This is a genomic window from Leeuwenhoekiella polynyae, assembly GCF_004104075.1.
Classification (GTDB): domain Bacteria; phylum Bacteroidota; class Bacteroidia; order Flavobacteriales; family Flavobacteriaceae; genus Leeuwenhoekiella; species Leeuwenhoekiella polynyae.
Map to the genome: position 1 here is coordinate 248,266 of NZ_QOVK01000001.1, position 11,086 is coordinate 259,351.

Annotated in this window: 11 protein-coding genes; 1 reads left to right on the plus strand and 10 read right to left on the minus strand. The window is 37.0% G+C overall.

Translation table 11 applies throughout. The features are described from left to right. Window position 1: 1 nt before the first annotated feature. The 5 genes from DSM02_RS01025 to DSM02_RS01045 all read right to left on the minus strand — a co-directional run bounded on the left by DSM02_RS01025 (window position 2) and on the right by DSM02_RS01045 (window position 4,572). Entirely contained in the window at window positions 2-460 is a 459-nt protein-coding gene (locus DSM02_RS01025; RefSeq protein WP_128762178.1) for a GNAT family N-acetyltransferase, read from the minus strand. 265 nt (window positions 461-725) lie between these two features. Further along, window positions 726-944 (minus strand): hypothetical protein, encoded by a 219-nt coding sequence (locus tag DSM02_RS01030; protein WP_128763903.1) that lies wholly within the window; start codon window positions 942-944, stop codon window positions 726-728. Between the two features lie 156 nt (window positions 945-1,100). Further along, complete coding sequence (locus DSM02_RS01035) at window positions 1,101-1,481, minus strand: PH domain-containing protein (RefSeq protein WP_128763904.1); 381 nt, start codon at window positions 1,479-1,481, stop codon at window positions 1,101-1,103. Window positions 1,482-1,768: 287 nt separating this feature from the next. Beyond that, window positions 1,769-3,079, minus strand: coding sequence for a xylose isomerase (xylA, locus tag DSM02_RS01040; RefSeq protein WP_205875039.1), 1,311 nt, complete (start codon window positions 3,077-3,079; stop codon window positions 1,769-1,771). 2 nt (window positions 3,080-3,081) lie between these two features. Next, the gene (locus tag DSM02_RS01045) at window positions 3,082-4,572 is read right to left on the minus strand and encodes a xylulokinase (RefSeq protein ID WP_128763906.1); all 1,491 of its coding nucleotides are present in this window, start codon (window positions 4,570-4,572) and stop codon (window positions 3,082-3,084) included. A 140-nt stretch (window positions 4,573-4,712) separates the two neighbouring features. Here DSM02_RS01045 and DSM02_RS01050 point away from each other — a divergent pair, with 140 nt between their 5' ends. Beyond that, complete coding sequence (locus DSM02_RS01050) at window positions 4,713-5,414, plus strand: NUDIX hydrolase (protein WP_128763907.1); 702 nt, start codon at window positions 4,713-4,715, stop codon at window positions 5,412-5,414. A 275-nt stretch (window positions 5,415-5,689) separates the two neighbouring features. On the opposite strand, the gene DSM02_RS01055 is transcribed toward DSM02_RS01050, so the two are convergent. The 5 genes from DSM02_RS01055 to DSM02_RS01075 all read right to left on the minus strand — a co-directional run bounded on the left by DSM02_RS01055 (window position 5,690) and on the right by DSM02_RS01075 (window position 11,060). Continuing rightward, a complete protein-coding gene (locus tag DSM02_RS01055) occupies window positions 5,690-6,538 on the minus strand; it encodes a mechanosensitive ion channel family protein (RefSeq protein ID WP_128763908.1) in 849 nt (282 codons plus the stop codon). A gap of 230 nt (window positions 6,539-6,768) precedes the next feature. After that, on the minus strand, window positions 6,769-7,608 hold the full coding sequence (blaOXA, locus tag DSM02_RS01060) for a class D beta-lactamase (protein ID WP_128763909.1): 840 nt from the start codon (window positions 7,606-7,608) through the stop codon (window positions 6,769-6,771). A 164-nt stretch (window positions 7,609-7,772) separates the two neighbouring features. Further along, on the minus strand, window positions 7,773-8,444 hold the full coding sequence (locus tag DSM02_RS01065) for an SDR family NAD(P)-dependent oxidoreductase (RefSeq protein ID WP_128763910.1): 672 nt from the start codon (window positions 8,442-8,444) through the stop codon (window positions 7,773-7,775). A gap of 99 nt (window positions 8,445-8,543) precedes the next feature. After that, window positions 8,544-9,434, minus strand: a complete 891-nt coding sequence (locus tag DSM02_RS01070) for a helix-turn-helix domain-containing protein (RefSeq protein WP_128763911.1) — start codon at window positions 9,432-9,434, stop codon at window positions 8,544-8,546. Between the two features lie 156 nt (window positions 9,435-9,590). Next, window positions 9,591-11,060: an efflux transporter outer membrane subunit gene (locus DSM02_RS01075; protein ID WP_128763912.1), complete on the minus strand. Its 1,470-nt coding sequence runs from the start codon at window positions 11,058-11,060 to the stop codon at window positions 9,591-9,593. Between the last annotated feature and the right edge of the window lie 26 nt (window positions 11,061-11,086).

An 11,086-nucleotide genomic window follows, 5' to 3' on the forward strand; every position in this document is an offset into this window, starting at 1 on the left:
GTTAGATTGAGCCCAAATACTTTAAGAAGCACATACTACCACCTATACCGCTATACTGTCCGTAATTAGGAATAATATCATAATCCCGTTTCTTGTATAATGCTATAGCAGGAGGCTGAAAAATGCCTGTTTCAAGAATACATTTATTGTAGCCTATTTCACAAGCCCAATTTTCTAGAGCTTCAAGAATAGCACTTGCATAACCACGTTTTCTATATAATGGTTTAGTGTACATCCTTTTTATTTCTACGCTTTTAGGACCGTATTCTCTAAAAGATCCACAAGCTACAGGTATACCGCTATCGTAAGCAACGATCACATTTTTAATTCGGTCTAATGAATTGAATTGATTATAGAATGCATGATCTTCACCATCAGTTACTTTGAGGGTTTGATCTAATTCTTTTATCATTTTTAAGAAGTCGGCATTCTTAGAATCGGTACGTACAAGATTAAGCATTTCTAAAATGATGTTTGATTGGTTGAACTCGAAAGATACATTTCTAGAACACTTTTTAAAAGATTTACAGAAAGTATTTTTTTAAGAGTTATCAAAATATGCCTCTAAAACTGTAGTATATATAAATTGTAGGAGTGTAATTTTAGATATATGTAATGTATTATCAATAATAGATGGTATATAAACCTATAAAGAACTTTAATATGATCAATATAGAACATAAAAAAACCTGCATACACAGGTTTTTAAAAGCTTTTCTAAATTCTTATTTTAAGGGAATATATTCACCAACTAATAGTCCTAAACATTTCAATTCGTTTTTAATTCGCTCATAAACACTAGGCTTTGCATAATCTACAGCGATAATATTTTTCTGGAGATTAATTTCAAGAACACGCACCTCCATAATCCTATTGAGACACATTAAGATGACTTCTTGCGTACCTTTAAAATTATGATCTGAGATTTTTAGAGCGGCTTTCATAGTCCTTGTTTTGGAGAATTAAACATTTGAGGATATTAAAAGTACAATTAGATTTCAATTTAAATGTTAAGGAAATGTTTTAAAAATATTGATTTACAAGGTTTTAGTGTTAATTTTCATACTAAACCGTTTAAGTATAATACAACTACAATCACCTTATTGAAGAACTTTATCTGCTAAATAGCGTTGTACAGCATATATATCAATTTCTTTCGTAAACTTTTTACTAACGCTAGGTGTATTTTCACTAGAAATCCAGATTTTAAGTTCAGAATCTAGGTCAAACGTACCTGCACTTTCTAAAGAAAATCTAGAAATACTTTTATAAGGAAGTGACTTATATTCTGTTTTGCTTCCGGTGACTCCTTGCTTGTCTATAAGTATTAATCGTTTTGAAGTAAAAATAAATACATCTCTAAAGAGTTTAAATCCCAGCTCTATATGTTCTTTTTCTGTTAAAAGCCGCTCGTATTTAGAAGTTAACTCTTCAATAGATACTTCACTTGCATTTCCCAATATTCTATTTAATATACTCATGATTTTTTTAGTTTGATAGTATTACTAATGAGTTACGAAAGAAAATTAGAAAGAGTTACACCTCAATTAGTGTTTAACAAGACTTTAGCGTGTATCGTATTTTTTTTTAAAGTTCACATTATAAAAAAAGCATCCACTTGGGATGCCTCTTAATTCAATGTATTTTACTCAATAATCGAGATTTAAATGCTTCGAGACTTGTCTCGTTCTAAAAATGTTTTGTTCAGTTTAATGCTTTGCGGGCTTGCCTTTGTCGGCAGACAGGCTTGTCCCGAAGTAGTTTACTTTTAAAACGCATTAGCTATAATTTGCTCATAAAGTTCTTGTTGTCCACTAATCGCTTTAGGTTCTCCGGTTTTTCTTCCCAGCTCACTGAGTTGTTCTAAGCTCAATTCTCCTTTTTCAAATTGAGAGCCCGCACCAGAATCAAAAGACGCATATCTATTCTTACGTAGGGCTTTATATTTTGTGTTGGTAAGAATATGATCTGCTGCGATAAGTCCTCTTGCAAAGGTATCCATACCTGCAATGTGGGCGATGAATTTATCTTCCAGGTCTATAGAGTTTCTGCGTACTTTGGCATCGAAGTTAATACCACCACCCTGAATACCACCACTTTCTAAAATAACAAGCATCGCTTGTGTAACTTCAAAAACATCTATGGGGAACTGGTCTGTATCCCAACCGTTTTGATAATCACCCCGGTTGGCATCAATGCTTCCTAACATTCCTGCGTCTGCAGCAACTTGCAATTCGTGCTCAAATGTATGACTGGCAAGTGTTGCGTGATTCACTTCAATATTCAGTTTAAAATCATCTTGTAAACCGTATTTATTTATAAAGCCTAAACTGGTCGCCGAGTCAAAATCATATTGATGTTTTGTAGGTTCCATCGGTTTCGGTTCGATTAAAAAGTTTCCTTTAAAACCATTGTTACGCGCATAATCTCTGCACATAGTCAGAAACTGAGCCAAATGATCTTGCTCGCGTTTCATATCTGTATTCAACAAACTCATATAGCCTTCACGGCCACCCCAGAATACATAATTCTCACCGCCTAATTCCAGTGTAGCATCTATTGCAATTTTTATTTGAGAACCGGCGTAGGCTAAAACATCAAAATTAGGATTAGTCGCTGCCCCATTCATATAGCGTGGGTTACTAAAAAGGTTTGCGGTACCCCAGAGTAATTTTATACCACTCTCTTGTTGCTTTACTTTTGCATAATCTACCAGTTGATGCATTCTTTTCTCAAACTCAGCGACAGTTGGAGCTTCATCCACCACATCAACATCATGAAAACAATAATACGGTAACCCCATTTTGGTCATAAACTCAAAAGCGGCATCCATTTTATCTTTTGCTCTGCCTACCGGATCAGGATTTTTATCCCATTCAAAAGTTTCTGTATCTCCACCAAAGGGATCATTACCCTTATTGTTTAAGGTGTGCCAGTAAGCCATCGCAAAGCGCATATGCTCCTTTAAAGTTTTGCCGGCAACAATCTTGTTTTCATCATAATATTTAAACGCAAGCGGGTTATCACTGCCTTTTCCTTCAAAAGGGATTTTGCTGATATTTTTAAAATAGGTACTCATAATTAGTCTCGTATTTGAATGTTGTCTTTCCAGTTTTGATAATAGGCTTTATAAGCTTGTGTGAGCCTAGGGTCAGGCTCTTGAGTGCCCATCAACTCCAGAGATTGATTGGCTTCATTTAAACTTGAATAGTGACCAAAGCCAAATGCCGCCCCACGTGCTGCCCCTTCTGCACCGTTTGTATTGTAAAGCTCTAAAGAAGTTTGTGTGGTGTTTACAAAAATATCTCTAAACACCGGACTCAAGAATAAATTGGCATGGGTCGCTTTTACCCGTGAACCTCCTGCACCAATGGTTTGCATCACTTCAAAGCCATAGTTCATAGCAAACACGATCCCTTCACAGGCTGCCCTGACCACGTGCGCCGTCTCGTGGCGGTTAAAGTTGAGATTCTCAATACCACTGCTCGATTTTTTATTGTTGAAAATACGTTCTACCCCGTTACCAAACGGGTAAAAAAGTAGCCCGTCACTACCGGGTGTAACTTGAGAAGCCAGTTTGTTGAGTTGGTCATAAGAGATCAACTGATTTTGTTCTGTTGACAGGATCTTGCGCAACCATTGGTATAGAATACCAGAACCGTTTATACAAAGCAAAACACCATTGCGCTTCTGCTTCTCTGTGTGGTTCACGTGTAAAAAAGTATTCACACGATTTTCTGTATCTGAAGCATCCTGATCTGTTACCGAATAAATCACTGCTGAAGTCCCTGCTGTGGTAGCGATCTCTCCCGGTTGTGTCACATTAAGCGATAACGCATTGTTAGGCTGATCTCCTGCCCGGTAGGTTATTTTAACCTCTTTAGACAAGCCAAGTTCTTCAGCTAGTGTCGAATCTATTTGAGCCTGGATCCCAAAATTAGCAACGATCTCCGGAATCACATCTTTAGGCAACTCCATCGCTTCTAATACTTCTGTAGCGAGACTCTGTTTTTTAAAATTCCACAGGGCAGCTTCAGACAAGCCCGATTTGCTGGTCTGGGCTACACCCGAAAATTTAGCCGCTATATAATCTCCCGGAAGCATCATATAAGCGACCTTTTTAAATAGCTCCGGCTCATTCTTTTGTACCCATTTGAGTTTTGAAGCTGTAAAATTCCCCGGACTTTGCAAGACACGTTCCTGAAAGAACGAGGCTCCTTTTTCAGTATATATTTGTGATCCTATAGGTGCAGCCCGGCTGTCACACCAGATTATAGAAGGCCGCAAAACCTTTAGATTCTTATCGGTTAACACTAAACCGTGCATTTGATAAGAAATCCCTATTGCCTGAATACGAGCTATAGCGACACCATCTGATCTCAATTTCTTAATTCCGTCGCAGATGTAGTTCCACCAGAGTTCAGGGTCCTGTTCTGCCCAGCCGGCCTTTGGGGCGTGCATTTGCATTTCCTTCTCAGGTACCGTTGTATTTGCAAGCGCCTTACCACTGTGACCATCAAGAACAGCTAACTTAATAGAAGAACTTCCCAGATCGATTCCTAAAAAATACATAGCTATTTTTGAATTAATTACGTTAAAGACTTCCTTATAGTTTATTTGACTACAAGTATACATATAAAAATCTATTCCGCATAATTTTTATAATTTAGAGCACTTAAAAAAAACCAACCCCTAGATCTAATTCTAAATTCATGAATAACCTCTCATCAGCTGAAAAGAAGGCTACTTTAGAAAGTATTACTATAGATTGTGTGATTTTTGGTTTTAAAGCAGGCAATTTGGAAGTTCTACTGGTGCGGCACGGTGAAGGGATCAGTAAAGATAAATGGGGACTTCCCGGGGGGTGGATCTATAAAACTGAAAGTACAGATGATGCTGCAAACAGGCTTTTGCTAGAATTAACCGGTATTAAAGATATTTATCTGGAGCAATTGCGGGCTTTTAGTGACCCGGATCGTTTTCCTTTGTCGCGGGTAATTACAATAGGATATTATGCGCTGATTAAAGAAGAGGACTATGACCTTAAAGCCGGGGCAACAGCAGCTGAAGTAGCCTGGTTTAAAGTTTCACAGGTAAAGGACTTGATCTATGATCACGCTCAGATCTTAGAAATTGGTCTTAAACGCTTACGCAGAAGGATCAAGCAGGAACCCATAGGGTTTAATCTGCTTCCGCAAAAATTCACGCTATTACAACTGATGCATCTCTATGAAGAAATCCTTGGGAAAGAAATGGATAAACCCAACTTTAGACGCAAGATCTTAAAAATGAACCTATTGACCCCGCTGAACGAAAAAGAAAAAGATGTTTCGCACAGAGCCGCTAAACTCTATCAGTTCAACCCGGAAACCTATCAACAACTCCTGGAAAAAGGATTTAATTTTGAGTTTTAAACTCTAGAGTTTTTAAGTTTGGACTTGAAACAAAAAACTGGACTTTAAGTTGAGTGACTATGCTGGTAGTTTTTGATTATACACATCTATTTCAAATTATTTTACAATTCTTTTCCTCAATAAAAATGTCTTCTTCTGGTATTATACCTAGTTTATATCTATTGAAAAATAGATGACTCTGCCTGTGGATCTAAGCTTGTAATTATTCAAGTCATTACTAGAAGGATTAGGATTCTTCTTCGTTGTCGTAGTAGGATATCAAACTGGAGCGTATTTTAATTAGGATCTTTGATAATCACATTTTGATAGCTGTACGGTATTTCTATACCTTCTTTGTCAAAGCGCTCTTTTATGGATCGCAACAGATCACAATACATGGTAAACCCATTGGAGATATTGTCTGAATACGCCCAAATCTTTAAAGTGACCGATGAATCTGCTAATGCGATTACCCGTGCCGTAACGATCGGGATACCATTCTCAATGTCTTGCGGGCTTCGATTATCTATATGTAAGGGATGCTTTACGACTTCATCTTCCATGATTTGTAAAGCTTTGCCAATATCTGAATCGTAGCCAATTCCTATTTCGATCATTTTACAAACTTTGGTGTCGTTTAGGTTTGTATTGACAATTACATTTGAACTTATTACCGAATTGGGTACCACAATCCTGTTGTTTTCAAAATCCCGAAGCACAACCTGTCTCAAATTGATTTCTTCTACTGTCCCGGTATAGGTTTGGTTAAAGGTTATTCTATCGTTTATTCTAAAAGGCTTAAATAAAACAATAAGAAAGCCACTCATAATGTTGCTCAATGCCTGTTGAGAGGCCAGCCCTGCAACCAGAGATATGATACCCGCACCAGCCAGTAAGGAGTGCCCCAGGGTTTTCATTTCGGGTATTTGAATTAAAGCAAATGAAACACCTATAATTACAATGATTGCCGAAATGAAGTTTGTAGCAAAAAGATAGCTGGTAGGATCTATATGTTTTGTCGCTACCAGACTGTTTATTTTTTTACGGCTCAAATATTTAAAAATCAAAGCACATGAAATTGTTATCGCGATTATAACAGTAATTATAATGACAGTCTTAAAATCTGAAAAGAACGAATTTTTCATATGATAATTATTTGCGCATATAAAGCTTTTTAATCAAACTTGTTTTCTAAAATAAACAAAAACGGATCAGGTGTGTAAATTAAGTTAAAACTTTTCGTATAAAAACAAACACTAGAAAATAGGTGCGGATTTACCGATTCAAGCGGAAAGCGGAGCTTGTTTTTCTTTCGGAAATACCCGTATTGCAGCAACAATTCCGGTAAGGATAGGAAGTATTTATCAGAGGGTTTTTAATTTATTAATTTCATTTGTATGAATGCTTTAAGAGTCACCTCTTTTCGAATCATTGGGAACAAATCCATATTAAATTGCGGTTTCGGGTCAACGTTTGTAGCGAAAAAATAAGTGTTGTTTTCGGTTTCCATATACCCCACAAACCAACCGTTGTTATTTCCGTTTCTTATAGACCAACCTGTTTTCCCGCGTAAGGTATAGTTTTCATTTTCTTCCAGGATCATCATTCGTTTCATGATCATTTCGGTACGTTCTGAAATGGGCAATTCAGATTCATAAAATCTCTTTAGAAAATCTATTTGCTGGAATTGATTAATTCGGGATTCACCCTCAAGCCAGAACATATAAATGTTTGTTGAATCAACATCCATCGCTCCATATTCAAGTTTGCTTACATATTTAGACATGCGTTGCGCACCTATTTTTCGTGCTACATCCTGATAACATGGTACACAGGAATAGTGAAAAGCTTCTCTAAGTATTAAATCCTGTTCCCAACTTTTTAGACTTCGCTCTTCTCCATTCCACTTAAAAAGGGTGCTGTCATTTTCAACAACTCCGGTCTCCAGCGCAATGATGGAATTGGTGATCTTAAACGTTGAAGCGGGTAACCTTCCTTTCGCGGCCCATTGAAAGTCATTAGAATAGTAGGTATCATCCTTTAAATCATAGATTAGAATCGAACCTTCAACACCTGCGGAATCCAAAATCGTTTGAAATTCCGGAGTTAGTATTTTACTTTGAATGCCGGTATCTTTAGGGTTCTCGGAAGTCTTTTTCCTATTTATACAGGAAAAGCAGGTTAGTGTAATTAGAGCGATATAAGCAAGTTTCATCTTGACAATTTGATGCCAAAGATCTTAAAAATGTCTTTTATTCAAATTTGCTAAGTTGATTAATCTCGCTTATAAATGCATTTAAGCATCTAACTATTTGTTGCTCAGATCTTATTTTCGATCAAGCAGATGAAGAACAGCAAAAGTTTATAGAAATACAATCTTTAAAGAGGATCTTTAGAAATCAGCTTAACAAACTCATCTTTAATTCCGTCACAGATAACTACCGAATTATGTGTACAGTTCTTTAAAGAGATAGGATCAAAACCGTTTATTTTGATCTTTGAAGGTTTAAACTCTTTACATTGCAGATGTGTAAACATATTCAAAGCCGCTTTTGAAGTGGCATAAGCAGTCATACAATAATTGGAGTAGCAAAAATTATCATCGGTCATTTTTGTAATATCACCTAAAGAACTCGTGATGTTTATGATACTGGGATCATCACTTTTCTCAAGTACAGGTTTTAAAGACTGTATGATTCTAATCACCGCGAAAAGATTGATCTCATAAAGCTCTTTGACCTCTTCAAGATTCAACTGACTTATTTTTTGACCAAAACCGTTTGCTATTTCTGCATTATTAATAAGAAGATCTAACCTTCCGTAAGTTGAAGTTATAAGACTTTTCAATTCAGAAACACTCTCTGAAGAAGTAAAATCGACCTTTACCAATTTAAAATCCTGTAACGTGATTGCATCTAGGGAGAGGGTGTCGTAACTTTTCTTACTAGCAGCCAGAATTACATTATAATTATGGTGTACTAATATCTTAGCAAAAGTCTTCCCCAATCCATTTCCTGCCTCTGTGACTACCGCAACTCTCTTAACTTCCATAGCATGCTTAATAATGTGAAACTAATCTGATCAATTTTAAATATGATTTAGTTTATTAATTTTTAATTCTACTGCAATAGGTATACCCATTTGCAATTTTTAATCCATTTGTCTGAATTGATTAGGCGTTAGCCCGCTCAATTTTTTAAAAAACCGCGTAAAATGCGTAGGTTCTTGAAAATTCAATCGATAAGCGATCTCACCTATATCTAAGCCTGAAAACTTCAGTAAACTTTTACTTTCTACTAATAACCGGTCTTGAATAATATCTTTTGCACTTTTACCGGTCAACTTTTTTACCGTGGTTGTTAGATAGTTAGGAGTTATATTTAACTCATCTGCATAATCTCCCACGTTTTTTGTATCTACATACATTTTATCAACCAGAATTTCAAATTTCTGAGTAATAACCTGCGCCCGTGTAAGGTGATTTTCAGTCGTCTTGTATCGCTCATAAACAGCCTTGCAAAAGTATAAAAAAGAGACCAGCATACCCTCTAACATTTTCTCTTGATAGGGGTGTGGATTTTTATACACCGAATGCATACGCTGCGCATCAAAAAGCAATGATTCATGCTCCTCTTTAGTAAGCATCAACAAACTGCGTTCGGACATTTTTAAGAACGGAAAATCTTCTACTACATTATCTACCACATTCATCAAAAACTCTTTCTTGAACATAATACTAAAGCCGGCCATTTTCTCATCGCGCACCCATGAAAATACCTGCCCCGGAACTACAAACCATAACGGATATTCTTCCGGAGAAATCCAATCTGTATTTAAATTCAATTTGCTTTCTCCCACATAACTCAATATCCCTATCTGATAAAAACTTTGTCTGTAAGGTGGCATACACCGTCTGGCAGAAGGCTCTAACCTACCCAATTCATATACATCAAAATTGGGTATGTGACTCCTATGAGGGAAACCCATAGCCTCACTCAGCGCATTACTTGTTTCATAAACCGGTATCTCTGTCTGGGTCATCTTATAAAAGTATTAAGTAATGACCAAAATCGGTTCTTTATAATTTTAAAAATAAATTCTATATGCAAAAATTTGTGTTTAAAGAATACACTGCATTAAAATGCTACTGCGTATTCTAATTATAAATTTAGTCCTCAAAAGTAACCTCACCTGTATTTAGTCTGAAGTCTTTTCAGTTACTTTCATCGTTTCAAATCTGGTATTTAATTCTGCTTCAGAAATAATCTTCCAGCCGCCACCTAAAGCTTTGTAGATCGCTATTAAAGAAGTCGCTGAAGCTATTTCACTTTGCGCCAATAAATTTTCAGATTGAAGCAAGGTATTATCTGCGCTTAAGTAGTCTATAAAACTATCCAGACCGGCGTTGTACCTGTCTTTAGCAAATTGTGCTGCCTGAGCACTTGCTGTTGAAGACCGCTCCAGAATAGCCCTTCTCTGTAACTCCTGAGTATAGTTTACCAAGCGTGTTTTAAGTTCTTCCAGGCCTTCTAAAACTGCTTTTTCATATTGGTTAAGTGCTGCGAGTGTTAACGCATCATTTTGCTTTATTTGTTGGCGCACACGCCCCAGGTTGAATGCAGCCCAACTGATGCTGGGCATAATACTCCATTTAAAGGATTCTTTTTGACCGAAGTTTGCAAAATCTACTGCCGAAAAACCTATAGAACCTCCAAATTGTATTTTTGGGTAGAGTTCTGCTACAGAAATATTATACTTGGCAATCTGCATCTGTAATGCAGCTTCTGCCCTTCTGATATCAGGGCGGCGTCTTAATAAGTCTTTTACCTCCCCTATTTCTACCGAAGCCGGCAAGCTGGGTAAAGGTTGATCGTTTACAACAACCGCATCTAAATTTCCGGGAACTTCGCCAATTAAAACGCTCAGACTGTTTTTTAAAGCTTCAAGACGGGCTTTAAGCGGTGGTATGGTTGCACGGGTATTTTCAAGCTGTGCCAAGGCTCTGGAAACATCAAGACTGTTGCTGGTACCGGCTTCAGATAACTGCAACGTTAAGTCATACGTATCTTGCTGACCTTCTAAATTGCGGGTTGCGATATCTAACAAATACTGGGTTCCGCGCAGTTCCATATAATCAGTAGCTACCTCTGCAAAAATGCTCACATAAGCACCCTGCATATCGGCCAGCGCCATTTGATTATTGGCTACCGCTCCTTTAATTCGGTTTGAAACCCTTCCGAAGAGATCAGCCTCCCAAAAAGCATCAAAACTGGCATTAAATGTATTGTACGTAGGATTACTCCCCTGTACAAAAACATTTTCTCCCAGACGGGTACGGGTATAATCTCCATTAGCTGTCACCGTAGGAATCCTGTCAAATTTAGCTTCCTTAATAAGTGCCCGCGATGCGTAAAAGTTAGCAATCGCCGTGTTGATGTCCAGATTGTGTTTACGGGCTTTTTCAATAAGCGTATCTAAAACCGGATCATTAAAATTAGACCACCAGTCTTGAATCACTTCTGAATTGTTTGCAGTTTCTGGTGCAAGCTCTTCTTCTAAATAATCTTCCGGAATGTTCACAGTAGGTTCAACTTCAAAATCTCGCTTTGTGATCCCACAAGAGCTTAAAATCAAAGAGAACAGGAATATTAAAAATCTATTTTTCATCGGTTTAGATTGTATAAATTATAAGG

Excerpts from the sequence above, each read along its gene's own strand:
- DSM02_RS01025 (WP_128762178.1), bottom strand. The coding sequence starts at position 460 with ATGCTTAATCTTGTACGTACCGATTCTAAGAATGCCGACTTCTTAAAA.
- DSM02_RS01030 (WP_128763903.1), bottom strand. The coding sequence starts at position 944 with ATGAAAGCCGCTCTAAAAATCTCAGATCATAATTTTAAAGGTACGCAA.
- DSM02_RS01035 (WP_128763904.1), bottom strand. The coding sequence starts at position 1,481 with ATGAGTATATTAAATAGAATATTGGGAAATGCAAGTGAAGTATCTATT.
- xylA (WP_205875039.1), bottom strand. The coding sequence starts at position 3,079 with ATGAGTACCTATTTTAAAAATATCAGCAAAATCCCTTTTGAAGGAAAA.
- DSM02_RS01045 (WP_128763906.1), bottom strand. The coding sequence starts at position 4,572 with ATGTATTTTTTAGGAATCGATCTGGGAAGTTCTTCTATTAAGTTAGCT.
- DSM02_RS01050 (WP_128763907.1), top strand. The coding sequence starts at position 4,713 with ATGAATAACCTCTCATCAGCTGAAAAGAAGGCTACTTTAGAAAGTATT.
- DSM02_RS01055 (WP_128763908.1), bottom strand. The coding sequence starts at position 6,538 with ATGAAAAATTCGTTCTTTTCAGATTTTAAGACTGTCATTATAATTACT.
- blaOXA (WP_128763909.1), bottom strand. The coding sequence starts at position 7,608 with ATGAAACTTGCTTATATCGCTCTAATTACACTAACCTGCTTTTCCTGT.
- DSM02_RS01065 (WP_128763910.1), bottom strand. The coding sequence starts at position 8,444 with ATGGAAGTTAAGAGAGTTGCGGTAGTCACAGAGGCAGGAAATGGATTG.
- DSM02_RS01070 (WP_128763911.1), bottom strand. The coding sequence starts at position 9,434 with ATGACCCAGACAGAGATACCGGTTTATGAAACAAGTAATGCGCTGAGT.
- DSM02_RS01075 (WP_128763912.1), bottom strand. The coding sequence starts at position 11,060 with ATGAAAAATAGATTTTTAATATTCCTGTTCTCTTTGATTTTAAGCTCT.